Origin of the sequence: Methylorubrum subtropicum (genome assembly GCF_038442325.1) — a bacterium.
Lineage (GTDB): Bacteria > Pseudomonadota > Alphaproteobacteria > Rhizobiales > Beijerinckiaceae > Methylobacterium > Methylobacterium subtropicum.
Window position 1 is genome coordinate 316,131 of sequence record NZ_JBBXMW010000004.1, and the last position, 23,342, is coordinate 339,472.

20 protein-coding genes and 1 tRNA gene are annotated in these 23,342 nt (G+C 69.1%); 13 read left to right on the plus strand and 8 right to left on the minus strand.

Annotated elements, in window-relative coordinates; genetic code table 11:
* The first annotated feature begins 6 nt into the window (after positions 1-6).
* The gene (locus AAHG03_RS08415; protein WP_342150137.1) at positions 7-984 is read left to right on the plus strand and encodes a lipase family protein; all 978 of its coding nucleotides are present in this window, start codon (positions 7-9) and stop codon (positions 982-984) included.
* A 210-nt stretch (positions 985-1,194) separates the two neighbouring features.
* Here AAHG03_RS08415 and AAHG03_RS08420 read toward each other — a convergent pair whose 3' ends face one another.
* Positions 1,195-2,364: a peptidoglycan DD-metalloendopeptidase family protein gene (locus AAHG03_RS08420; protein ID WP_342150138.1), complete on the minus strand. Its 1,170-nt coding sequence runs from the start codon at positions 2,362-2,364 to the stop codon at positions 1,195-1,197.
* Positions 2,365-2,588: 224 nt separating this feature from the next.
* Positions 2,589-3,056, minus strand: coding sequence for a peroxiredoxin (locus AAHG03_RS08425; RefSeq protein WP_342150140.1), 468 nt, complete (start codon positions 3,054-3,056; stop codon positions 2,589-2,591).
* A 139-nt stretch (positions 3,057-3,195) separates the two neighbouring features.
* Between AAHG03_RS08425 and AAHG03_RS08430 the strand changes: the two genes are divergently transcribed.
* Positions 3,196-6,639 carry a YhdP family protein gene (locus tag AAHG03_RS08430; protein ID WP_342150141.1) on the plus strand — a complete coding sequence of 1,148 codons (3,444 nt, stop codon included), beginning with the start codon at positions 3,196-3,198 and terminating at the stop codon, positions 6,637-6,639.
* 135 nt (positions 6,640-6,774) lie between these two features.
* Here AAHG03_RS08430 and AAHG03_RS08435 read toward each other — a convergent pair whose 3' ends face one another.
* A complete protein-coding gene (locus AAHG03_RS08435) occupies positions 6,775-7,104 on the minus strand; it encodes a hypothetical protein (RefSeq protein ID WP_342150142.1) in 330 nt (109 codons plus the stop codon).
* Between the two features lie 168 nt (positions 7,105-7,272).
* Positions 7,273-7,348 (minus strand) — tRNA-Lys (locus AAHG03_RS08440).
* Positions 7,349-7,569: 221 nt separating this feature from the next.
* Between AAHG03_RS08440 and hemC the strand changes: the two genes are divergently transcribed.
* Positions 7,570-8,496, plus strand: a complete 927-nt coding sequence (gene hemC / locus AAHG03_RS08445; protein ID WP_342150144.1) for a hydroxymethylbilane synthase — start codon at positions 7,570-7,572, stop codon at positions 8,494-8,496.
* Positions 8,497-8,687: 191 nt separating this feature from the next.
* Here hemC and AAHG03_RS08450 read toward each other — a convergent pair whose 3' ends face one another.
* Entirely contained in the window at positions 8,688-9,086 is a 399-nt protein-coding gene (locus AAHG03_RS08450) for a response regulator (RefSeq protein WP_342150146.1), read from the minus strand.
* A gap of 102 nt (positions 9,087-9,188) precedes the next feature.
* On the opposite strand from AAHG03_RS08450, the gene AAHG03_RS08455 reads away from it, so the two are divergent.
* The 10 genes from AAHG03_RS08455 (at position 9,189) to gltX (ending at position 20,418) form a co-directional block, all read left to right on the plus strand.
* Positions 9,189-9,509, plus strand: a complete 321-nt coding sequence (locus AAHG03_RS08455) for an Hpt domain-containing protein (RefSeq protein WP_342150148.1) — start codon at positions 9,189-9,191, stop codon at positions 9,507-9,509.
* Between the two features lie 225 nt (positions 9,510-9,734).
* Positions 9,735-10,241 carry a peptidoglycan-associated lipoprotein Pal gene (pal, locus tag AAHG03_RS08460; RefSeq protein ID WP_342150150.1) on the plus strand — a complete coding sequence of 169 codons (507 nt, stop codon included), beginning with the start codon at positions 9,735-9,737 and terminating at the stop codon, positions 10,239-10,241.
* A 94-nt stretch (positions 10,242-10,335) separates the two neighbouring features.
* Entirely contained in the window at positions 10,336-11,349 is a 1,014-nt protein-coding gene (gene ybgF, locus AAHG03_RS08465) for a tol-pal system protein YbgF (protein ID WP_342150152.1), read from the plus strand.
* Positions 11,337-12,353, plus strand: coding sequence for a tRNA lysidine(34) synthetase TilS (gene tilS, locus AAHG03_RS08470; RefSeq protein ID WP_412759731.1), 1,017 nt, complete (start codon positions 11,337-11,339; stop codon positions 12,351-12,353). The genes ybgF and tilS overlap by 13 nt, the downstream gene beginning before the upstream one ends.
* A gap of 129 nt (positions 12,354-12,482) precedes the next feature.
* Positions 12,483-14,411 carry an ATP-dependent zinc metalloprotease FtsH gene (gene ftsH, locus AAHG03_RS08475; protein WP_342150156.1) on the plus strand — a complete coding sequence of 643 codons (1,929 nt, stop codon included), beginning with the start codon at positions 12,483-12,485 and terminating at the stop codon, positions 14,409-14,411.
* A gap of 101 nt (positions 14,412-14,512) precedes the next feature.
* The gene (locus AAHG03_RS08480) at positions 14,513-15,259 is read left to right on the plus strand and encodes a sulfite exporter TauE/SafE family protein (protein ID WP_342150158.1); all 747 of its coding nucleotides are present in this window, start codon (positions 14,513-14,515) and stop codon (positions 15,257-15,259) included.
* A gap of 135 nt (positions 15,260-15,394) precedes the next feature.
* On the plus strand, positions 15,395-16,735 hold the full coding sequence (glmM, locus tag AAHG03_RS08485; RefSeq protein ID WP_342150160.1) for a phosphoglucosamine mutase: 1,341 nt from the start codon (positions 15,395-15,397) through the stop codon (positions 16,733-16,735).
* 219 nt (positions 16,736-16,954) lie between these two features.
* Positions 16,955-17,830, plus strand: coding sequence for an outer membrane protein (locus tag AAHG03_RS08490; RefSeq protein ID WP_342150162.1), 876 nt, complete (start codon positions 16,955-16,957; stop codon positions 17,828-17,830).
* Positions 17,831-17,990: 160 nt separating this feature from the next.
* Entirely contained in the window at positions 17,991-18,806 is an 816-nt protein-coding gene (locus AAHG03_RS08495; RefSeq protein ID WP_342150163.1) for an outer membrane protein, read from the plus strand.
* Between the two features lie 271 nt (positions 18,807-19,077).
* Complete coding sequence (gene gltX / locus AAHG03_RS08500; protein WP_342150165.1) at positions 19,078-20,418, plus strand: glutamate--tRNA ligase; 1,341 nt, start codon at positions 19,078-19,080, stop codon at positions 20,416-20,418.
* A 90-nt stretch (positions 20,419-20,508) separates the two neighbouring features.
* On the opposite strand, the gene AAHG03_RS08505 is transcribed toward gltX, so the two are convergent.
* From AAHG03_RS08505 to AAHG03_RS08515, 3 genes are all read right to left on the minus strand, one after another.
* On the minus strand, positions 20,509-21,048 hold the full coding sequence (locus AAHG03_RS08505; protein ID WP_342150167.1) for a hypothetical protein: 540 nt from the start codon (positions 21,046-21,048) through the stop codon (positions 20,509-20,511).
* Positions 21,049-21,276: 228 nt separating this feature from the next.
* Positions 21,277-22,050, minus strand: a complete 774-nt coding sequence (locus tag AAHG03_RS08510) for a class I SAM-dependent methyltransferase (RefSeq protein WP_342150169.1) — start codon at positions 22,048-22,050, stop codon at positions 21,277-21,279.
* Between the two features lie 7 nt (positions 22,051-22,057).
* Positions 22,058-23,263 carry an MFS transporter gene (locus AAHG03_RS08515; RefSeq protein ID WP_342150171.1) on the minus strand — a complete coding sequence of 402 codons (1,206 nt, stop codon included), beginning with the start codon at positions 23,261-23,263 and terminating at the stop codon, positions 22,058-22,060.
* Between the last annotated feature and the right edge of the window lie 79 nt (positions 23,264-23,342).

A 23,342-nucleotide genomic window follows, 5' to 3' on the forward strand; every position in this document is an offset into this window, starting at 1 on the left:
GTTGCCGTGTCCGCCACCGCGACGCCCGCGCCGGTCCCTCCTGCGGCTCCCTCGCCCTTCGCACTCCTCGATTGCCGCATGGCCCATGCGAGCCTGCTGGCCTACGCCATCGCCACCTCCGGCGGCGGCTGGTCGGTGCCGCAGAACGACGATTACAAGGCGGTCGGGTTCGCGAGCCCGCCGGCCTGCTTCGCCGACGGCGAGGAGAACATCGACGCGGGACTCGTCGGGACGACGACGGACGGCTGGGCGCTCGTCGCCTTCCGTGGCACGCTCCCGCCGTTCGAGGGCGATTTCTGGGCCTGGGCCGACGACTGGTTTCAGGATTTCGAGGCCGGGCCGGTGCCGTTCACGGTCGGCGGCAAGCCGTTCGGCAACGTGGAGCAGGGGTTCGCCGCGGCGATGGGCCTGCTCTGGCCGAAGGTGGAGGCGGCGCTGGCCGCCCTCGATCTGCGCAACGCCAAGGGCATCCTCGTCACCGGCCACAGCAAGGGGGCGGCCCTGTGCTTCCTCGGCGCGGCGCTCGTCAAGGCGGCCTATCCGAACATGCTGGTCAAGGTCCGGGCCTTCGCCGCGCCGCTCGCCTGCGACCGCGCCTTCCAGGACCTCTACGACAACAATCTGAAGCTCGGCGCCTTCAGCGTGCGCTACCAGAACATCGACGACCTCGTGCCCTTCCTGCCCTGGGTGCCGGCAATGGACGTGCTCGCCACCGCCGAGCGCATCGCCCGCAGCGACAGCCAGAACCATGTCGTGACGCTGCAGCGCCGCCAGGATCAGGTGGACAACGACTACGTCCCCCTCGGCAGCCTCCGCTTCATCGATGCGGCGGGTGGGGTCGTCCTCGACCCGGCGGCGAGCCACGACGCGCTGATCGCCATCGAGGAAGCGCTGCTGATGCTGGACTTCGAAAAAATCGCCCACGCGCACTCGATGGGCGGGGCGTATCTGAGCTGCCCGTGCGCGGTGGTGGCGACGTCGTAGGCCCGACCCACACGGTCTCGCCAAGCCTCTCCGTCATTGCGAGGCGAAGCCGAAGCAATCCAGTGCTCCGCACTGTCCAGAAAAGGCGCGCACGGAGCCGTTTTTCGGCACGATCTCGCCCTTTCCGGGATCGTCGCGCCCAGGATTGCTTCGGCTCCGCCTCGCAATGACGGTGGGAAGCGGCCCCCGGGGTGATCCGCCGGAAACGCATCAATCCGAAAACACCAACTCCGCCCCCGCGCGCAAAAACCGCTGCGGATCGACCGGCTCGCCGTCGATGCGGGTCTCGTAGTGCAGGTGGCTGCCGGTGGAGCGGCCGGTGGAGCCGACGAAGCCGACGACCGAGCCGGCTTCGACCCGCTGGCCGACCGAGACGGCGTAGCCCGAAAGGTGGGCGTAGCGGGTGACGAGACCGCGGCCGTGATCGACCTCGACCATGTTGCCGTAGCCGCCCGCGTATTCCGCCGCGGTCACCCGGCCTCCCGCCGTGGCGCGGGCCGGCGCGCCGGTTTCGGCGCGCATGTCGACGCCGGTGTGGAGCGCGGCCGAGCGGGTGAACGGGTCGAGCCGCGTGCCGAAGCTGCTGGTGTAGGCGATCTCGCCCGGCAGCGGCGGGCGGAAAGGGAGGGCGTCGGCGACGCGGCGCAGATGCGTCTCCTCCTCGATCTGGCGGCGCGCCTCGGCGAGACCCGCCTCGAACGCGTCGCCCGAGAGCGGCACCAGCGGGCCGCCGACGCCGCCCGTCGCCGGCTCGAACCGGGCCGGGTTCAGGCCCGTGCGGGCGATGAGATCGCGGAACCGGTCGGCGCTGCGCCCGGCGGCCTGGGCGACGCGGGACACGGCGCGCGCCTGCCCCTCGGCCAGACGGTCCAGCGCCCGCTCGATCCGGGCGAGGCGGGCGGCAGCCGCGCCGTCGCCGGCCTCGACCCGGTCGTCGGAGCGCATCCGCAATTCCGGCGTCGGGAACGGTTTCTGCGCCCGCAGCGGTGCCGGCGGCTCGGGCGTGGGGATCGCGGCGGTGGTCGGCGGGTCGAAGGCGGCAGCCCCGCCGGGGAGCCCGGCCAGAAGGCCCTGGCGCCGCTCGATCACGGCCTGCCGCTCGGCAAGCGTCGCGAGCCGCGTCTCGATGCCGCCGCGGGTGGCGGCGTGGTCCGAGGCCGCGCGGTCGAGTGCGCGCTGAAGCGTGTCGATCCGCTCCTCGTAGGTGTACTGGATCGCGCTCTGGCGCGAGACGAAGCGGGCCAGCACCTCGTCGTGGAAGATCAGGTAATAGCTCGCCGCCCCGGCCCAGGCCGTCGTCAGCGTCAGCCCGAGCCCGAGCGCTGTCGCGAGACGGGGCCGGGGGAGGGGCTTTGGACGACGCTGGGCGGGTGAAGGCATGAGGCGACCGCTTCCGGTGACGGCGGCGATCACACCCGATTAAGGTTAAGGAAGGCTTCGGCGGCGCTCAGGAGCGTGCTCCCGAACAACCGCCGTCATTCCGGGGCCGCGCAGCGGAACCCGGAATCCACCCGTGATACGCGGCCCTGCGAGGCGTCGCGGCCAGTCGTGGATTCCGGGTTCGCTTCGCGCCCCGGAATGACGGTGGGGGATTCCAAAAAACCTCAGCCCAGCGCCTTGGCGGCCTCCAGCACCTCCTCGACATGGCCCGGCACCTTCACCTTCGGCCACACGCGGGCAATCTTGCCCTCGCGGTCGATCAGCAGCGTGGTGCGCTCCACGCCCATGTACTTGCGGCCGTACATGCTCTTCTCGACCCAGACGCCGTAGGCCTCCAGCATCGACTTCGCCTCGTCGGAGGCGAGCGGGAAGGTGAGGCCGTACTTGGCGCGGAACTTGTCGTGGCTCTTCACCGAATCGGGCGAGACGCCGATCACGCGGGTGTCGGCCGCCGCGAACGCGTCTTGCGCCGCGTTGAAGCCCTGGGCCTCCAGCGTGCAGCCGCTCGTGTCGTCCTTCGGGTAGAAATAGAGCACGATCTTGTGACCGCGCAGTCCGGAGAGGCCGATCGTCTCCCCGCCGGCCCCCGGTAAACTGAAATCGGGCGCGGGTTCGCCTTGTGCGAGGGGCATCATGCCTTCCTTTCGGCCGATTGATGGTGTGCCCTGGTGATGCACGGATCGCCCGGCGGACGCCATGCCGGAAGGGCCGATTCCTGAGGACGGGCGCGCCCGGCGCGCAAGCCCCCCGGCGGCAGCAGCGAACGAGTGAATGGATCAGGAAACGGCCAGGACCCTGCTTCAGGAAGCGGTCGAGCCTGCACCGTGCAAGGCTGTGCGTCGACGGCGCCGGCCCCTGCTGTGGAGCGCGGCCGTCCTCGTGTTCCTGCTCGGGCTCGGCTCCGGGCTGGCCTTCCTGCGGCTGTCGCAGGGCCCCTTGCGCATCGACGGGCTGAGCCAACGCGTGGCCGAGGCCATCGCCGGCAGCGTCGGCCCCGGCTGGCGCGTGACGCTCAACGACAGCGCACTCGAACTCGACGCCGAATCGTCGCTGGCGCTGCGCGTCGGCGGGCTCGACGTGTACAATCCCGAGGGCGCGCTGGTGGTGCGCGCGCCGCTGGCTGTCGTCAGCCTCGACACCTGGGGCCTGCTGCGCCTCTCGGTGCAGCCGCGCTCCATCGAGTTCCGCGACCTGCAGATGACCGCGCTCGTCCACGACGACGGCTCGATCGCCTTCGCCGCCTCGGCCCCCTCGCAGGTCGATGCCGCCAAGCCGCATACGCTCCCGAGCGTGGACGCCGCCCGCGGACAGGTCTCGCCGGTCTCGGCCGCCGTCGCCTCGATCTTCGGCGTGGTGCTCGATCCCGCGGGCGTGATCGGCGCGCTCGACCGGGCCCGCATCACCAACGGGCGCCTGACCCTGGTGGACGACGCCGCGCGCCACCGCGCCACGTTCGAGCGGGTCAACGGCCTGTTCCATCGCGGCGGCACCGGCGACGGCGCCCGCATCTTCGAGTTGCGCATCGACGGGCCGAACGGCGAGTGGCGCTTCGGCGGCAAGGCCCACGACGAAGCGGAGGGGCGGCGCGCGGGCGTCATCACCCTCGACGACCTGCCGGTGAGCGACCTGCTGCTGCTCTCGGGCCAGTCGAAGATGCCGGTCGAGACCGACCTGAAGGTCTCGGCCAAGGCCGACGTGGCGCTCAGGGGCTCGCGCATCGACACGATGACCTTCGAGGTGAAGACGGGCGAAGGCCTGTTCGTCGTCGATGAAAAGGACTTCAACCCGGTCGTCATCGAGCAGGTGCGGGCCGAGGCGCGCTGGGACGAGGCCCGCCGCGCCCTCGACATCACCGCCATCGACTACCGCGGCGGCGGCAACGAGGCCCACCTCACCGGCGCCTTCGCCATCGGCCCGCCCGGTGCCGCGGATGCCTGGACCTTCGATTTCGGGGGTAAGGACGTGATGCTGCGCGGCGCCGCGCGCTACGATCCGTCGTTCCGCATCGGTGAGGTCAAGGGTCGGCTCACCGGCCGGGCCGGGGGCGTCAACATCGAGTCGCTGTCGATTGCCGGCGGCGGGATGAACGGCACCCTCAGCGGCACCGTCGGCACGTCGAAGGACGACGACGGCCTCACGCTCCACATCGTCGCGAGCGACACCGACGGGCGCACCGCGCTGCGGCTGTGGCCGGAGAACATCGCCCCGGCCGTGCGCAACTACCTCGTGGACGAGCTGCGTGGCGGGCGGCTCGCCAGCGCCGACATCAAGGTCGATCTGAGCGGCCCGGAACTCGCCGCCGCCACCCGTGGCGATCCGATGCCGGATCACGGCCTGCTCGCCACCTTCGCCGTCACGAATGCCGCGCTCACGATCTCCAAGGACGCGCCGCCGCTGACCCATGGCAGCGTCTCCGGTGTCGTCACCGGGCGCACCACGACGATCCAGGGGGCGGTCGCCGACGTGCGGCTCTCCGACAGCCGGGTGCTGACGATCTCGGACGCCTCGTTCCTGATCCGCGATCCGCAACCCGACAAGATCGTGGCGCAGCTCGGCCTGCGGCTCTCCGGCAGCGCCGACTCCCTCGCCGCGCTCCTCGAGACGCGGATGTTCCGGAGCCTGACCGGCACCGAGATCGATCCCAACGCGATCAAGGGCAAGGCCGACCTGCGCATCGACGTGCCGATCAATCTCAAGCACGTGCCCGACCTCGCCGAGCTGCCGGTGACGCTGTCGGGCACGCTCACCGACCTGTCGATGGACAAGGCCATCGGCAAGGACCGGTTCGAGGCCGGCCGCTTCGCGATCTCGTTCGACCGCAACGGCTTCGCCCTGAAGGGCGACGGCCGGATGCTCGGCGCGCCGATCACCATCGACCTCAAGCAGTCGAAGCCCGGCGCGCCCGGCGAGGCGGTGGTGACGCTGCCCCTCGACGACGCCTTCCGGGCCAAGCGCGGCCTGCCCGCCGCGCCCCAGCTCGCGGGTACGATCCCGGCCCGCGTCGTCGTGCCGATCGGCCATGCGGCATCCGGCGCCAAGCCGCCGGTCCGGATCGAGGCGGACCTGACCAAGGCGTCGATCGACGGCCTCATCCCCGGCTGGTCCAAGGCCTCGGGCAAGGCCGGGCGGCTGACCCTGACGATGGTCGAGGCCGCCAACGGCCAGATGGAGCTGCGCGACATCGCGCTCGACGCCGCGCCCGCCATGGCGCGGGGCAACGCCACGGTCTCGACTGACGGCGGGCTGGAGCGGGCGGATCTGACCGCCTTCAAGCTCTCGCCCGGCGACGACATGCGGGTGAGCCTCGACAAGGCCGGCAGCGGCTACAAGGTCGCGGTGAAGGGCGCCGTCGCCGACGCGCGGCCCTTCCTCAAGGGCATGACGAGTTCGGATTCGAAGGGCGGCAAGGATTCCGGCAAGGACGTCGAGGCCGACATCGCCGTCAACATCATGACGGGCTTCAACGGCGAGGCGCTGACCAACGCGGCGCTGAAAGCGAGCATCCGCAACGGCGATGTCCGCGCCGCCCAGTTCCGCGGCCGCTTCGGCGGATCGCCACTCGCCGCCACCGTCGCCAAGGGGGATCGCGGCCAGCCGCTGCTCTCCCTCGAATCCGCCGATTCCGGCGCGACGCTCCGCTTCCTCGACATCTACAAGCGAATGTATGGCGGGCGCCTCGCGCTCAGCCTCTACCTCAACGACGGGCCGCAGGCGGGCATCGTCCAGATCAAGGATTTCGCGCTCCGCAACGAGCCGGCCCTATCCAGCATCGTCGCGCAGGGGCCCGCCGACGGGCGCCGCGCCGCGCCCAACGCCAACGATGTCGGCTTCGACAAGATGCGCGCCAATTTTACCCGCGCGGGCTCGCGCGTCAGCTTCACCGATGCCGCGATCTCCAACGCCGCCATGGGCTTCACCGCGGGCGGCTGGCTCGACACCGCCAAGGAGCGCACGCAGATCGACGGCACCTTCGTGCCGCTCTACGGCCTCAACAACGTCGTGGCGCACGTGCCGCTGGTCGGCCCGCTGCTGGCCGGCGGCAGCAACGAGGGCCTGTTCGCCGTCAACTTCAACGTATCCGGCCCCATCGCCAAGCCGACCGTGAGCGTGAACCCGCTCTCCGCGGTCGCCCCGGGCTTCCTGCGCAAGCTGTTCGGCGCGGGCAACGGTGAGGCCTTCGCCAACGGCGCACCGGGGCCGGCGCCGGAGCAGTAGGCGCTGAGGCTCGGCCGGTATCTCGGCTTGAACCCACGGCCGTGGGCGATCTTCGGAGCCGATGCGATCGTCCGACAAACCGGAAGCTATCGCCGATCAAGTCACAGCGTTGATATGCGACGCAGATTGATCAAATCACCCATTGGCAAAATCGATGATCTGCCGGGCGACATCCTCGGCTTCTTCGGCCCATGCTCGAAACCCGATGCTCCGCAAGACTTCCGATTGAGCCTCGTTGAACGCGATAGCCGTGTCCTCGTCGGTGCTGAAGCGTTTGTCCAGCTCCGTCAGCACGTCTTCGCTCATCTCTGAAACCGTTTGAGCGAGCCCTTCGAGCATCTCCGCGGCTTCGACGTTGCGGAAATCGTCCGGGTATTCCTTCGCCTTTTCCCGGCGCCAGCGCGCCGAGTCCAGCGCATCGTCCCGGAATATCTGTCTGATCTCATCGAAGGACAGGGTTGCCATCACGCACGCTCCCTCGCTTCATGATTCAGCGGAGTCATAGCACCACGCCGCACGCGCCGAGACGAACACGCGGATGCAAAGGAGAAGAGACAACCCTGTGGTCGATCATCGTCCGCTCGATCAACGATCCGTCGAGAGCCGCGATATCGAAAGAGAGTTGGAAAGGTTTGGTGGGCGCACTAGGGTTCGAACCTAGGACCCGCTGATTAAGAGTCAGCTGCTCTACCAACTGAGCTATGCGCCCTTCGGTCTCTCTCGAGAGGCCGTCCCGCCGGGCCACCAATCCCCTGCGGTGGCGGGCTATTAGCAACGGCCGGGACGGCTGTCTACCCGAGGAATCGAAGATTTTGCCGGGAACCTTTGCCGGAGGGCGGAAGGCATGGGACGGCTGCGCGGACCGCAGAACGGCGGAGAGGCGCACGCGCCCGCGTGACGGGCGGGCCAGTCTCGGCTACGAGGCGAAGCATGAGCGTGCGCCCCTTGCGAATCGGAACCCGCGGAAGCCCCATGGCGCTGGCGCAGACCGGAATGGTCCGTGATCGGATCGTCGCGGCCAATCCCGGATTGGAAACCGAGATCGTGGTCGTCTCGACGGTGGCCGACCGCATCCTCGACCGGCCGCTCTCCGAGATCGGCGGCAAGGGCCTGTTCACCAAGGAACTGGAGCAGGCGCTGTTCGCCGACGAGGTCGACGTCGCCGTCCATTCTATGAAGGACGTGGAGACGTGGCTGCCGGACGGGCTCGTCATCGCCTGCATCCTGGAGCGGGACGACCCGCGCGACGCCTTCCTCACCGCGGGCGCGGCCACCGGGCTCGCCGACCTGCCCGCCGGATCGCGGGTCGGCACCTCGTCGCTGCGGCGCGGGGCGCAGGTGCTGATGCACCGGCCGGACCTCAGGATCGTCCCCCTGCGCGGCAACGCCAACACCCGCATGCGCAAGCTGGAAGCGGGCGAGTGCGACGCGACGCTGCTGGCGCTCGCGGGCCTTCAGCGTCTCGGCATGGAGGAGGTCGCCCGCTCCGTCCTCTCGGTCGAGGAGATGCTGCCCGCGGTGGCGCAGGGCGCGCTCGGCATCGAGTGCCGCGCGGGCGACGACGCGGTCCGCGCGCTGCTCGCCCCGGTCGCCTGCGCCACGACGACGACGGCGCTCTACGCCGAGCGGGGCTTGCTCGCCGAACTCGACGGCTCCTGCCGCACGCCGATCGCCGCACTCGCGACAATCGACGGCGACCGCATCAGCCTCGACGGCCTGCTGTTCCTGCCGGACGGCTCGCAGCACTGGGCCGTGCATCGCGAGGGCGCGGCATCGGACGCCGCCGCGATCGGGCGCGATGCCGGCGCCGAGCTGAAGCGCGCGGCGGGCGACGTGTACTTTGCCCACCTGAAATAGGGGGTTGCCCGCTTCGGCTTCCGCCTCACGCCGTCATTGCGAGGCGGAGCCGAAGCAATCCAGGGCTCCGCAGGGTCCGAGAAGGGCGCAAACGGCGCCGTTCAGTTGGGGCGGTCGCGCCTTCTTCGTAAAGGTCGCGCCCTGGATCGCGTCAGTTCCGCCTCGCGATGACGGGGAGGCTCCGAGAGAACTCAACCCGCCGCGCGCATCCCCTCCGGGTTCGCACTCTCCGCCGCCATCATCCGCGCGAGCCCCAGGATCTCCCGGATCTGGAACGGCTTTCGCACGTAGAGGCTACCCGGCACCGTGCGGCGCTCCAGTTGCGGCTGGGTCGAGGCGTAGATCACCGGGCGGCGGGGATGGCGCTCGCGATAGGCCGCCGCCACCGTCCAGCCGTCGATCAGGCCGGGCAGGTTGATGTCGGTGAACAGCCAGTCGATGGCGGTCCGGCCGTCGCGCAGCATGGTCAGCGCCGCCTCGCCGCTCGACGCCGCCAGCACGGCGATGCCCTCCTGCTCGCACAAGTGCGTGAGCATCTCGAGCAAGAGATAATTGTCCTCGACAATGAGGACGGTGGGACGTGAAACCATGGCCTTGTTCCGGTGAGGTCCGGCCGCATCACACCGTCGTCCGGTTAACGTTCCCTTGAGGCGATTGCGTCACGTCAAGGATTCGCAAGGCAGGATCGTCGCATGACCGACTTCGACGCCGAGACGATGGCCGATCTCGAAGACCTGTTCGGGCGCCCGCGCCTGCTCGAACTGCTCGGCGCCCTCGACCAAGAAATCGCGGCCCGGCTGGAGCCGCCGTCCGCGGACCGCGACCAGCTCGCCCGCGACGCCCACATCCTCGTCTCGTCGAGCGGGGCGCTCGCCTTCTCGTCGCTGTCGCAGGCCTGCGCCCGGCTGGAACAGGCCTGCCTGCGCCAGGACGACGTCGCGGCGGCGCTCGACGACGCGCTCGCCGACGCCGCGCGGGCCCGCTCGGCCATCGCACAGCTGCGGGCCGCCTGACGCTGTTGCTCGCTCGCAACACCGGCCGCGAAAATCGCGCGACGGCGCCCGCGTCTCCGGGGCGCCGCATTGACGGGTGAAAGCGTGGGTGTGCGGGCGCACCGGGGGGCGTCCCGCCCACGGCTACGACGTGCCTTGCGTCAAGGACGCTTAACCATCCGCCGCTACACCGTTCGCAACCGAACGCAGCCGGCCCGCACGGGAGCGGGCCGAGGAGTCAAGACGATGCCGACACCCGCGCCTTTCCGTGGGCTTTCCCTTGCGCTGGCTCTGTGCGCGGCCCTCGGGCTCGGCGCCTGCTCCAAGGATTCCGACCTCGCCGACGCCTCGGCGCTGGGCGGCGCGGGCGGCGCGGCCCGTCCGGGCAGCGCGCAGGATTTCGTGGTCAACATCGGAGACCGGGTGTTCTTCGAATCCGACTCGACCGACCTGACGCCCACCGCCACCGCCACCCTCGACAAGCAGGCCGCGTGGCTGCAGCGCTACCCGCGCTACACCTTCCTGATCGAGGGCCATGCCGACGAGCGCGGCACCCGCGAGTACAATTTCTCCCTCGGCGCCCGGCGCGGACAGGCGGTGCAGGACTACCTCGCCTCCCGCGGCATCGCGGCGGGCCGGATGCGGATGGTGTCCTACGGCAAGGAGCGCCCGGTGGCGGTGTGCAACGACATCTCGTGCTGGTCGCAGAACCGCCGCGCCGTCACCGTGCTCGACAACGGCGCCGGCTCGTAGCATCCGACGGCGCAGAACCGGTTTTGCGGCCGGCCGGGGCTTCTGCTAACCCGAAGGACGGCCGCGAACAGACTGACGATCGGTGCCAGCCCCCATGCTCCGCCGCCTACTCCTCACCGTCGGGCTCGCGCTCGCCTTCGCCGCCCCCGCGCGGGCGCAGGACGCCTCCGAGCTGATCGTGCGCCTGAACCGCCTGGAGAACGTCTCCCGGCAGCTCTCCGGCCAGATCGAGACGCTGCAATACGAGAACCGCCAGCTCAAGGAGCAGCTGCGCAAGTTCCAAGAGGACGTCGAGTTCCGCCTGCAGGAGGGCAAGGGCAGCGCGCCGGCGCCTGCCGCCAAGCGCCCGCCCGCGGCCCCGCCCGCCGCGGCGCCGTCCAACGGCACGCCCTACGGCGTCAATCCGGGCGATGGCAAGGGAGAAGGCAAGCCCGCCAAGCGCGGCGACGCCTTCGATCCGATCCAAAACCCGAACGCGCCGGGCGCGCCGAAGCAGTTCGGCACCACCCAGCCCTCGCTGCCGCTGCCCACCGGCGCCATCGCCGAGGCCGACGCGCCGCTGCGCCGAGCCGGCGTGGAAGAGGGTGACGCGGGCGAGCCCGGCGACACCGACCTGCCGCCGCCGGGCCTCGGCGGCCCGGTCGACATCGCCCCGCCGCAAGCGCGTGTGGCTGCGGCCGAACCGCCGAGTTCGGCCAGCATCGCGGCCACCGGCAGCGGCGACGCCCAGGCCGATTTCGAGGCCGCCTACGGCCTGATCCGCGAGCGGCAATACGAGCAGGCCGAGATGAGCCTGCGCCAGTTCATCCAGTCGCATCCCCGCGACCGGCTGGTGCCGAAGGCGACCTACTGGCTCGGCGAGAGCTACCTCCAGCGCAACCGCTCGCGCGAGGCCGCCGAACAGTTCCTCAAGGTCTCGACCGATTACGCCGCTTCGCCGGTCGCGCCCGAGGCGATGATGAAGCTCGGCGCCTCGCTCCATGCGCTGGGCGCCAAGGCCCAGGCCTGCGCCACGCTGGCCGAGGTCGAGCGCAAGTTCCCCGGCGCGGGCGCCAGCGTGCGCCAGGGCGTCGAGCGGGAGCAGAAGCGCGCCCGCTGCGCGGCTTGAGCCCGGCTGACTTAAGTTTTTCCCTCGCGCCGTTCCTCGACGGGGCGACCGCGCCGGTGCTGCTCGCCGTCTCCGGCGGGCCGGATTCGACCGCGCTGATGCACGCCGCCGCCACCCGCGGCGCCCCGGCCGGGCTGTTCGTCGCCACCGTCGATCACGGCCTGCGCGCCGGCTCGGCGGACGAGGCAGCGGAGGTCGGCCGCCTCGCGGAAAAGCTCGGGCTGCCGCACGCCGTGCTGACCTGGGAGACGCCGCAGCGCCAAAACCGCATCCAGGCCGAGGCGCGGGAGGCCCGCTACGGGCTCCTCTCCCGTCATGCGCAAACCCTCGGCGCGAACCGCATCCTCGCCGCCCACACCCGCGACGATCAGGCCGAGACCGTGCTGATGCGGCTGATCGCCGGCAGCGGCCCGGCCGGGCTCGCCGGCATGCGGGCCGAGCGCCCGCTCGGCGAGGGGCCTCGCCTCGCGCGCCCGTTCCTCGACATCGCGAAGGCCGACCTCGTCGCCTATTGCGAAGCGCACGCGCTGCCTTTCGTGCGCGACCCGTCGAACGCCGACGAGCGCTTCGCCCGCGCCCGGCTGCGCCGCCTGCTGCCGCTGCTGGAAGGGGAGGGGCTTTCGACCGAACGGCTCGCACGCCTCGCCGCCCGCATGGCCCGCGACGACGCGGCGCTCGCCGCCCAGGCCGCGACCATTTTCGAGGCCGTGCGCCTCGCGGGCGAAGGGGAGGGGCTCACCCTCGACGGCCGCCGCCTCGCGCAGGAGCCGGCGGCCACCGTTCTGCGCGTGCTCGACGCCGCGCTCGGCCACGACGACGCGGCCCCGCCCAAGCGCTTGGACCGCCTCGAAACCCTGGTTCTCGACGGCATCCTGCCCGCGCTCGCCCGTGGGGAGCCCCTGCGCCGGACCCTGCGCGGAAAGATCGTCGGCGTCGGCCCCTCGGGCCGCATCCGCATCACGCCCGCGCCGCCGCGCCGCCGCGCCGCATCGCTAACTCTGTAAGGCGACCGTGCCGCAGGGCCGTGCGATTTACTTGGCAACGGCAGGAGCGCCGCCTACATTGGCCCCGAGCGCGTGGAGCATGCCCCGGCAGCCGCGGGAAGTCGCCCGCACGCCTCTCAGGACCGAGAGATGAACCCGAATTTCCGCAACTTCGCCCTGTGGGTCGTCATCTTCCTGCTGGTGCTCGCGCTGGTGACCCTGTTCCAGAACCCGGGTCACCGCGGGGGCGGCAGCGAGATCGCCTACAGCCAGCTCCTCAACGACGCCGATTCCGGCAAGATCCAGTCCGTCGTGATCGCCGGTCAGGACGTGAGCGGCAGCTACGTGGGCGGCGGCAACTTCACGAGCTACATCCCCAACGATCCGAGCCTCGTCTCGAAGCTCCAGAGCAAGGGCGTGTCGATCACCGCCCGCCCGCCCTCCGACAACACCCCCTGGTTCATCCAGCTGCTGGTCAGCTGGCTGCCGATCCTCGTCTTCATCGGCGCCTGGATCTTCCTGTCCCGCCAGATGCAGTCCGGCGCGGGCCGCGCCATGGGCTTCGGCAAGTCGAAGGCCAAGCTCCTGAACGAGGCGCATGGGCGCGTCTCCTTCGAGGACGTGGCCGGCGTCGAGGAGGCCAAGGAAGATCTGCAGGAGATCGTCGAGTTCCTGCGCGACCCCCAGAAGTTCCAGCGGCTCGGCGGGCGCATTCCCCGCGGCGTGCTGCTCGTCGGCCCGCCCGGCACGGGTAAGACCCTGATCGCCCGCGCGGTCGCCGGTGAGGCCAACGTGCCGTTCTTCACCATCTCCGGCTCGGACTTCGTCGAGATGTTCGTCGGCGTCGGCGCAAGCCGCGTCCGCGACATGTTCGAGCAGGCCAAGAAGAACGCGCCCTGCATCATCTTCATCGACGAGATCGACGCGGTGGGTCGCCACCGCGGTGCCGGCCTCGGCGGCGGCAACGACGAGCGCGAGCAGACCCTCAACCAGCTGCTCGTCGAGATGGACGGCTTCGAGGCCAACGAGGGCGTCATCATCATCGCGGCGACCAACCGCCCCGACGTGCTCGACCCGGCCCTGCTGCGTCCTGGCCGCTTCGACCGCCAGATCATGGTGCCGAACCCCGACGTCACCGGCCGCGAGCGCATCCTGCGCGTCCACGTCCGCAAGGTGCCGCTGGCGCCCGACGTCGATCTCAAGACCATCGCCCGCGGCACCCCCGGCTTCTCCGGCGCCGACCTGATGAACCTCGTCAACGAGTCGGCCCTGCTCGCCGCGCGTCGCGGAAAGCGCATTGTCACGATGCACGAGTTCGAGGACGCCAAGGACAAGGTGATGATGGGCGCCGAGCGGCGCACCCTGGTCATGACCGAGGACGAGAAGCGGCTCACCGCCTATCACGAAAGCGGCCACGCCATCGTCGCCCTCAATGTCCCGGCCACCGACCCGGTGCACAAGGCCACCATCATCCCCCGCGGCCGGGCGCTCGGCATGGTCATGCAGCTGCCCGAGCGCGACAAGCTGTCGATGTCGTTCGAGCAGATGACCTCGCGCCTCGCGATCATGATGGGCGGGCGCATCGCCGAGGAGATGACCTTCGGGCGTGACAAGGTGACCTCGGGTGCCCAGTCCGACATCGAGCAGGCGACGCGGCTCGCCAAGATGATGGTAACCCGCTGGGGCTTCTCGCCGGAACTCGGCACCGTGGCCTACGGCGACAACAACGACGAGGTCTTTTTGGGCATGTCGATGGGCCGTCAGCAGACGGTCTCGGAGGCCACCGCCCAGAAGATCGACGCCGAAGTCCGCCGCTTGGTCGAGGCCGGCCTGGAAGAAGCCCGCCGCATCCTCGGCGAGAAGGCCGACGACCTCGAATCGCTGGCGCAGGGGCTGCTCGAATACGAGACGCTGTCGGGCGACGAGATCCGCAAGCTGCTCCAGGGCGAGCCCCCGGTGCGCGATTCCGGCGACGTCCCGCCGACCCCGGCCCGCGGCTCCACGGTCCCCTCCACCGGCCGAGGCCGCCCGCGCGGCACCGACGGCGGCCTGGAGCCGAGCCCGCAGCCGCAGGGCTGAGATCAACGACAAGTCACTTTCCGACAGGGGCGCCGCGAGGCGCCCCTTCTTTTTGATCGGATGACTTGATCCGTTCCGGTCGGCGCGGGACACGCCTCGGCATGCCCCTCTCGACCCTTCTGATCGTCGCGCTCGGCGCTGCCCTTGCGGGGTTCGTGCAGGGGCTGTCCGGCTTCGGGTTCGGCCTCACCGCTCTGTCGGTCTGGGCCTGGGTGATCGATCCGGTGCTGGCCGCATTCCTCTCGGTGGCCGGCGGGCTCGGTGGGCAGCTCGTCGCCGCCGTCCGCGTCCGCCGCGGGTTCGATCTCCGGCTGCTCGCACCCTTCGTCCTCGGCGGCCTCGTCGGCATACCGCTCGGCGTCGCCCTGCTGCCGCGCCTCGACATCGACTGGTTCAAGGCGATCCTCGGCGGCCTGCTGGTCGTCTGGTGCCCGGCCATGCTGTTCGCGAAAGATCTGCCGCGGATCACCGCGGGCGGCCGGGCGGCGGATACGGTCGTGGGCCTCGCCGGCGGCGTGCTCGGAGGGCTCGGCGGCTTCACCGGGGTGCTGCCGACGCTCTGGTGCACCCTGCGCGGCTACGAGCGGGACGTACAGCGCACCGTCATCCAGAACTTCAATCTCTCGATGCTGCTGGCCATCATGGCGGCCTATCTGGCCTCGGGCGTCGTCCGACCGTCGATGCTGCCGACGCTGGCCGTCGTGCTGGTCGCCATGCTGCTCCCGACGCTTCTCGGCACCCGCGTCTATGCCGGCATCAGCGAGACCGGCTTCCGCCGGCTGGTGCTCGGTCTCCTGACCGTTTCAGGGCTGGCGATGCTGGCCTCGGCGCTGCCGAAGCTGATCTGACACGTCGGCCGCATTTCCAACGCCTTTGTCGCGGAGCAACCGATTCACCACGCCCACGGCTCGTTCGACCGGTCGGGGCTCCGATCTGCTAGGGTGCGGCCGGCTGGCACCCGTCCGGACCGCGGAGAAGCGACGTTGCGCAAGTACTTTGGAACCGACGGCGTCCGCGGGCGCGCCAACGGCGTCATCACCCCGGAACTGGCCCTCAAGGTCGGGCAGGCGGCGGGCACCGTGTTCCAGCGGGGCGACCACCGCCACCGCGTCGTTATCGGCAAGGACACGCGCCTGTCGGGTTACATGATCGAGACCGCCTTGGTCGCGGGCTTCACCTCGGTCGGCATGGACGTGCTGCTGCTCGGGCCGATGCCGACGCCGGCGGTGGCCATGCTGACCCGCTCGATGCGGGCCGATCTCGGCGTGATGATCTCGGCCTCGCACAACCCGTTCGAGGACAACGGCATCAAGCTGTTTGGGCCCGACGGGTTCAAGCTCAACGACGAGGTCGAACTCGAGATCGAGGCGCTGCTCGACGGCGACCTGCGCAAGAAGCTCGCGGGCTCGCGCGATCTCGGTCGCGCCAAGCGGATCGAGAGCGTGCATGCCCGCTACATCGAGTTCGCCAAGCGCACCCTGCCGCGTCACGTGACCCTCGAAGGCCTGCGGGTCGTGGTCGATTGCGCCAACGGCGCCGCCTACCGCGTCGCGCCGGAGACCCTGTGGGAACTCGGCGCGGAAGTGATCTCCATCGGCGTCGAGCCGGACGGATTCAACATCAACCACGATGTCGGCTCGACGGCGCCGGCCGCCCTCGTCAACAAGGTGCGGGAGCTGCGCGCCGATGTCGGCATCGCGCTGGACGGCGACGCCGACCGGGTGCTGATCGTCGACGAGAAGGGCCAGAAGGTCGATGGCGACCAGCTCATGGCCGTCGTCGCCCGCTCGTGGAAGGAGGATGAGCGCCTCACGAGAGCCGGGCTCGTGGCCACCATCATGTCCAATCTCGGCCTGGAGCGCTACGTCAACGGCCTCGGCCTCAACCTCGCCCGCACGGCGGTGGGCGACCGCTACGTGCTGGAGCACATGCGCGAGCACGGCTACAACCTCGGCGGCGAGCAATCCGGCCACATCATCATGTCGGATTACGCCACCACCGGCGACGGCCTGGTCGCCGCGCTCCAACTGCTGAGCGTCGTCAAGCGCCAGGAGCGGCCGGTGAGCGAGGTCTGCCACTGCTTCGAGCCGCTGCCGCAGATCCTCAAGAACGTCCGCTTCCGCTCCGGCGAGCCGCTGCGGGCCGATTCCGTCGTCACCGCCATCGCCCAGGCCAAGGACCGCCTCGGCGCCTCGGGCCGCCTCGTCATCCGCCCCTCGGGCACCGAGCCGGTGATCCGCGTGATGGCCGAGGGCGACGACCGCGACCTCGTCAACGAGGTGGTGGACGAGGTGGTGGACGCCGTCACCAAGGCCGCCGCCTGAGGCGCAAGAAGAGACCGCCGCCTGAGTGAGGCCGGCCGCCCTGCAAAACCGGGGCGGCCCCCTCGTGGCGCTTTTGCAGTCTCGGCGAGAAAATCCACCGATCGGCAAGGCTAATTTTTTACGTTAAGTGCGGCTTAACCCACACGGATCATTCTCCAACTCGCACCACGGGCCGGCCCGACAGTCTCCGGCGCGGCCCGACGAGTGAAGGATACCCGTATGCCCCGCCGCACCACGCTCCTCGCCTGGGCGCGCTCTCTCACGCTCCTCGCGGGCGTCGGGGTGCCCTGCCTGGCTCAAGCCGCCGACCTGCTGCCCCCGCCGCCGCCCCCGCCGCTTCCGCCGCTCGCCGAGCCGATCGATTTCGCGGGCGGCTGGTACCTACGCGGCGACGGCGGCTGGGGTGACCTCGAGCTGCGTCGCACCGAGGCGGTCGACGTCTCGGTGCACCCGACCCCCTACGCCTACAAGGCGATTCAGGACAAGGTCGGCAGCCAGTGGTTCGCCGGCGCCGGTATCGGCTACCAGTTCAACCCGTGGCTCCGCTTCGACGCCACCGGCGAATACCGCTTCCAGACCAAGTGGCACCTGTTCGCCGAGGACACCACCGTCCCGAACACCGGCGGCTACAACCTGACCAAGGGCAAGTTCGACTCGGTGGTCGGCCTCGTCAACGGCTACGTCGAACTCGGTACCTTCTTCGGCATGACGCCGTTCTTCGGCGCGGGCGTCGGCGTCGCCCATCATATGTTCGACAAGAGCTACGATCACGGCTACGGCAACTATTACGGCGGCTACGGCGAAGGCCCGGCCAAGGAGAAGACCAACTTCGCCTGGGCCGCGCATGCGGGTGTCGCCTACTCGCTGTCGCACAACGTCAAGCTGGAACTCGCCTACCGCTACCTCAACATGGGCACCGCTCAGACCGGCGTGGTCGAGTGCATCCCGGTCTGCGGGATCAAGACGGTCTACCGCGTCAAGGAACTCGACTCCCACGACGTGAAGATCGGCCTGCGCTATCTACTCGGCGCCCCGGCCCCGCTGCCGCCGGTCGATTACGCGCCCCCGCCCGGCCCGCTGGTGCGCAAGTACTGATCCGAACCACCCATCCACAACGACCAAACGGCGCGGGCCCTCCCGCGCCGTTCTTCTTTTTCGGCAGCAGCCGGTTAAGGTTAAGTTGATCATAACCTCTATCGGTCAAGCTCTTAGGCAATCGCACCGCGGCCCGCGCCGCCGATTCCCGAGAGCGTCCATGAACCGTCTCACCCTCGCGGCGACCGTCCTCGCCTGCGCCGTGCCGAGCCTCGCCGGGGCCGCGGACCTGCTGCCCCCGCCGCCCGCGGCCCCGCCGGTCGAGATCGGCAGCGGCTGGTACCTGCGCGGCGACTTCACGCAGAGCTGGTACGCCCACCCGAAGGACGCGGTGCGGCCCGACCCGACCGATCCCGGCCTGCCGCCGATGGTCGGCATCCGGATGAGCCCGGAGGGCGGCTACGGCGGCGGCATCGGCTACCGCATCTTCCCGTGGCTGCGCGTGGACGCGACCATCGACCAGCGCGGCAGCTCGGATTTCCGCGGCTACTCCTCGCGCTCGAATTTCGTTACCGGCTACAACGTCGAGGCCGGCAAGATCGACGTGTTGACCGGCCTCGTGAACGTCTATGCCGATCTCGGCACGTGGTACGGCTTCACGCCGTATATCGGCGGCGGCATCGGCTTCGCCGACAAGGGTTTCCGGCGCAACTACACCCAGACCACCTGCATCCTCGACGGCTGCGACGGCCGCCCCGGCACCGGCCCGCGCGAGGCCGTGCCCCGCGCCAACTATGCCCTCACCAGCTTCGCCTGGGCGCTCACGGCGGGCGTGTCCTACGACATCGGCGCCGGCTTCACCCTGGACGCCTCCTACCGCTACGTCGATCTCGGCCGGGCCAAGAGCGGCCTCGACGCCTACGGCTACGGCACGCGCGTGAAGGACCTGGCCGCCAACGAGTTCCGCATCGGCCTGCGCTACAATTTTTCGAATCTCTTCGTCCCCGGGCTGGCGAACAACCCCTACGGCAACTGAGCCGGTTTCCGGCTGACTGCCTCGGCTCCACAACCCGCAGCGTCATTGCGAGGCGGAGCCGAAGCAATCCAGGGCGCGACTTCTCAAGAAGGGGCGCGCCCTGGCCGACGAGGCGGCCCCGTGCGCGCCTCTTCCGGGCAATGCGGAGCACTGGATTGCTTCGGCTTCGCCTCGCAATGACGCGGAGCCTAGCCGGAGCGAGCCGAGCCGCTGGCATCGTTCAGGCCGCGTAGCGGGTGCGAGTCCTAAAAAAAATGGGTAGACGGGCGGCATGGCCACCGCTCCCCTCGTCCGCTTCGCCCCCTCGCCGACGGGCTTCCTGCATATCGGCAACGCCCGCCCGGCGCTCCTCAACGCGCTCTTCGCCCGGCGCCACGGCGGGCGCTTCCTGCTGCGGCTCGACGACACCGACCGGGAGCGCTCGACGCAGGAATTCGCAGAGGCCGTCGAGACCGATCTCGCGTGGCTCGGCATCTCCCCGGACCTGTTCTTCCGCCAGAGCGACCGCACCGCCCTCTACGACGCGGCCGCGGAGCGCCTGAAAGCGGCGGGCCGGCTCTACGCCTGCTACGAGACGCAGGAAGAGCTGGAGCGCCGCCGCAAGCGCCAGCTCGGCCGCGGCCAGCCGCCGGTCTACGACCGCGCCGCGCTCAGCCTAACGGACGCCGACCGCGCCGCGCTGGAAGCCGAGGGACGGCGCCCGCATTGGCGCTTCCTGCTCGATCATCGGGTCGTCGCCTGGACCGACCTCGTGCGCGGCGAGAGCCACGTCGATTGCGCCTCGCTGTCCGACCCCGTGCTGGTGCGGGCCGACGGCAGCTACCTCTACACTCTGCCCTCCGTGGTGGACGACGCCGAGACCGGCGTCACCCACGTGATCCGCGGCGAGGACCACGTGACCAACACCGGCGTGCAGGTGCAGCTGTTCGAGGCGTTGACAGCACCCGTGCCGGCCTTCGGCCACCACAACCTGCTGACCACGGCGGACGGGGAGGGGCTCTCCAAGCGTCTCGGCCATCTCTCGCTGCGCTCACTCCGCGAGGCCGGCTACGAGCCCGCGGCCGTGCGGTCGCTCGCGGTGCTGACCGGCTCGGCCGAGGCCGTGCGCCCTGTCGCCTCCCTCGACGAGCTGGCGGCGCTGACCGACCTCGCCCACCTTTCCCGGGCGCCTGCCCGGTTCGACCCGACCGAACTCGACGGCCTCAACGCCCGCCTCGTCCACGACATGCCGTTCGCGGAGGCCCGCGAGCGCCTGACGGCCCTCGGAATCCCGGAGGAGGTTTCCGAACAATTCTGGCTCGCGGTGCGGGCCAACCTCGCCCGCGTGAGCGAAGCCGCCGATTGGTGGCGCGTGGTGACCGGCCCGGTGACCCCGGTGATCCCCGACCCCGCCTTCATCGCGCAGGCCGCCCGGCTGCTCCCCGAGGGCCCCTTCGGCCCCGGCACATGGAAGGCCTGGACCGACGCCGTGAAGGCCGCCACCGGGGCCAAGGGCAAGGCGCTGTTCATGCCGCTGCGGCTGGCGCTGACGGGGTTGGAGCATGGGCCGGATCTGGCAGGGTTGCTGCCGTTGATCGGGAGAGAAAGAACAGCGGAACGACTATATATATAAGTTATAGTTTAATATGCTTGCGCGCTGTCTCTTCATATATTTTACGTAGCGTTCATACAGGTTCCATGTATATTACAAAGGTTTTTATTTTTAGAATGCACTTCCTCTGCAAAATTTTTCTTTGACATATTTTAACGCGTTCTTTCTGCGCATTATTCCATCGTTAGACGGATTGAATAGTATTTCCGTGTACAAAACGTCTCTGCACTCTCCGGGATTTGGCAATTTTCTGCTATATTTTTCTTCATGAATTAGCTTAGAACAAACTTTTATGTTTGCAGCTGGAAGCATGTGAGCGATTCGGTCTCCGTATCTCTGAGGTTCGAGTGGATAAAAAAGATTTGCAAAATCAGAGAAATCTATTGATACATCAATTGGCTTACGCACGTCCTTAAAAAAATCGATGCCATACATTCTAAATGTGCAGTCAGTAAGTTGTTCAATAGTAATCGGATTTCCAAAACTGCCCGTATAGGTTGCTGATTTTCCATCGACTACCACAGTGTTTGACGAGTTTCCATTCGGTAGAACGCCCAGCACATAGAAGCCAACAGCTTGGGAGGCTGGTTGCGCATGCGTTGCAGTCGATATAAATGCAGCGCAAACAGCGCTAATCAATATGATTTTCATGCTTCCCCCCCAACAGCAATGTTCTCATCTTATATCTTTTTCGTAAAATGTGTGTTGCACAAAATTCATACGCCGTCGAAACAGAAAAATGCAAATTTTTGAGGCATAGTCATGGATCCGTATTATAGGACAAGTAAAATATTCAATTAAATTGTACTTATGTCAGCCACCCATAGCATCTTCAAAAATTAAACTCGTATTCGCGCAGCAAACGATATTGATAAATGTTTAAAAAATGATCACAGCCTCAACCATCATTATATCCACCCAAAAACTTCCATCGCCCTCTATACCAAAATAAGCCCCTACCGCCTCCGGCGCCCCCTCTTGCAAAGCCCGAATCACCGCGGCATTCGCCGCCGGCGTCCCCATCCGCGCGATCCAACTCGCGAACTCCATCCGCACCCGCCAGCGCTGCACCGCCCCCGGCACGAAGCCGGCCTCAGCCAGCATCGCGCGCCACTCCGCCTCGCCGTAGTCACGGACATGGGAGGGGTCGCGCAGCAGCTCCCAGGCCTGGAGATGGGTGTCGAGCAGCGGGGGGCCGGGGTGGATGACGTCGACGAGGCCGAGGCGGCCGCCGGGCTTGAGCACGCGGTGGGCCTCGCGCAGCGCCGCCGGCACGTCGGCCCAGTGGTGGGCGCTGTAGCGGGTGAGCACCCGGTCGAAGTCGGCATCCGGGAAGGGGAGGGCCTCGACCGCGGCGCGGCGCGTGTCGAGGTTGGTCAGGCCGCGCCGGGCGGCTTCCGCTGCAACCGCGTCGAGCATCGCCTGCGACAGGTCGAGGGCGGTGACCGCGCGGACATGCGGAGCGACCGCGTAAGACACGTGGCCGCCGCCGCAGCCGAGATCGAGCACGCGGGCGTGGGGCACGTCGCGGCAGAGGGCGGCGAGCGCGTCGAGGTCGGCGCCCGATGCGTGGACGGCGCTGGCGACGTAGTCGGCGGCGCGCGCCCCGAACTGGCGATCGACCTGGGATTCGTGGCTCTCCGATGCGCTCATGGCGGCCTCAACTCAGCGGCAGCGGCGGCAGGCGGGTCAAGCGAAGGGCGACCAGCAGGGCGGCGACGTAGAGACTCGCAAAAAAACCGGCCACGCCGGCCCAGCCGTAATGCAGGAAGAACCAGCCCCCGGCGGTGCCGAGCAGCGATGAGCCGAGATAATACATGCAGAGATAGATCGCCGAGGCCTGGGCCCGGTCGCGCGTCGCGCGCCGCCCGACCCAGCTCGATGCCACCGAATGCGATCCGAAGAAGCTCACCGTGACGACGACGATGCCGAGGATGATGAGGATCAGGTTCTCGGCCATGGTCAGCGCGATGCCGACGAGCCCCAGCAGGATCGCGAGCCACAGCACCTTGCGCCGCCCGAGCACGCTCGCGACGTGGCCGGTGAGCGCCGAACTCGCGGTGCCGGCCAGATAGACCACGAAGATCAGGCCGATCGCCGTCTGGCTCAGCGAGTAGGGCGGATCGAGCAGGCGGAAGCCGATGTAGTTGTAGACGCAGACGAACCCGCCCATCAGCAGGAACGGCGCCAGAAACAGCCACGGCAGGCCGGCATCGGAAAAGTGATGGGTGAAGGTGCCGGGCACCTCGCGCCAGCGCATCCGGTGCGCCTGGAATCGCTGCGAGGCCGGCAGGCCGAACTGGAAGGCGAAGGCGGCGAGCAGCGCCAGCACGCCGATGGTGCCGAGGCCCCAGCGCCAGGAGGCGTGGTCGGCGATGACGCCCGCCAGCAGCCGCCCGACCATGCCGCCGAGCGCGTTGCCGCCGATCAGCAGCCCCATCGACAGGCCGATGGCGCGGGCATCCATCTCTTCACTCAAGTAGGCCATCGCCACCGCGGGCAGGCCGCTGGCCGCGAGGCCCGTGAGCGCGCGTAAGGCGAGGAAGCCGTGCCAGTCGGGCATCAGCACCGCGGCGATGGTCAGCAGCGCCGAGGCGAACAGCGAGGCCGTCATCACCGGCTTGCGGCCGAAGACTTCCGAGAGCGGGCTGACGACGAGGAGCGCGATGGCGAGCGTCGCGCAGGGCAGCGACAGAGCGAGGCTGCTCTCGGCGGGCGAGACGGAAAAGTTGTCGGCGAAGACGGGGAGGAGGGGCTGCACGCCGTAGAGCACGGCGAAGGTGGAGAAGCCGGCGGCGAACAGCGCCAGGGTCGCCCGGCGAAAGGCCGGCGTGCCGGCTTCGATCAACCGGGCTTCTTCCGTCATCCGACATCCTCAACGCAAAAAACCCTCCCCCCTCTGCGGGGGAGGGTGGCCCCCGAAGGGGGTCGGGAGAGGGGAAACC

Coding starts and splice junctions, on each gene's coding strand:
- AAHG03_RS08420 (WP_342150138.1), bottom strand. CDS start 2,364: ATGCCTTCACCCGCCCAGCGTCGTCCAAAGCCCCTCCCCCGGCCCCGT.
- AAHG03_RS08425 (WP_342150140.1), bottom strand. CDS start 3,056: ATGCCCCTCGCACAAGGCGAACCCGCGCCCGATTTCAGTTTACCGGGG.
- AAHG03_RS08430 (WP_342150141.1), top strand. CDS start 3,196: ATGGATCAGGAAACGGCCAGGACCCTGCTTCAGGAAGCGGTCGAGCCT.
- AAHG03_RS08435 (WP_342150142.1), bottom strand. CDS start 7,104: ATGGCAACCCTGTCCTTCGATGAGATCAGACAGATATTCCGGGACGAT.
- hemC (WP_342150144.1), top strand. CDS start 7,570: ATGAGCGTGCGCCCCTTGCGAATCGGAACCCGCGGAAGCCCCATGGCG.
- AAHG03_RS08450 (WP_342150146.1), bottom strand. CDS start 9,086: ATGGTTTCACGTCCCACCGTCCTCATTGTCGAGGACAATTATCTCTTG.
- AAHG03_RS08455 (WP_342150148.1), top strand. CDS start 9,189: ATGACCGACTTCGACGCCGAGACGATGGCCGATCTCGAAGACCTGTTC.
- pal (WP_342150150.1), top strand. CDS start 9,735: ATGCCGACACCCGCGCCTTTCCGTGGGCTTTCCCTTGCGCTGGCTCTG.
- ybgF (WP_342150152.1), top strand. CDS start 10,336: ATGCTCCGCCGCCTACTCCTCACCGTCGGGCTCGCGCTCGCCTTCGCC.
- ftsH (WP_342150156.1), top strand. CDS start 12,483: ATGAACCCGAATTTCCGCAACTTCGCCCTGTGGGTCGTCATCTTCCTG.
- AAHG03_RS08480 (WP_342150158.1), top strand. CDS start 14,513: ATGCCCCTCTCGACCCTTCTGATCGTCGCGCTCGGCGCTGCCCTTGCG.
- AAHG03_RS08490 (WP_342150162.1), top strand. CDS start 16,955: ATGCCCCGCCGCACCACGCTCCTCGCCTGGGCGCGCTCTCTCACGCTC.
- AAHG03_RS08495 (WP_342150163.1), top strand. CDS start 17,991: ATGAACCGTCTCACCCTCGCGGCGACCGTCCTCGCCTGCGCCGTGCCG.
- gltX (WP_342150165.1), top strand. CDS start 19,078: ATGGCCACCGCTCCCCTCGTCCGCTTCGCCCCCTCGCCGACGGGCTTC.
- AAHG03_RS08505 (WP_342150167.1), bottom strand. CDS start 21,048: ATGAAAATCATATTGATTAGCGCTGTTTGCGCTGCATTTATATCGACT.
- AAHG03_RS08510 (WP_342150169.1), bottom strand. CDS start 22,050: ATGAGCGCATCGGAGAGCCACGAATCCCAGGTCGATCGCCAGTTCGGG.
- AAHG03_RS08515 (WP_342150171.1), bottom strand. CDS start 23,263: ATGACGGAAGAAGCCCGGTTGATCGAAGCCGGCACGCCGGCCTTTCGC.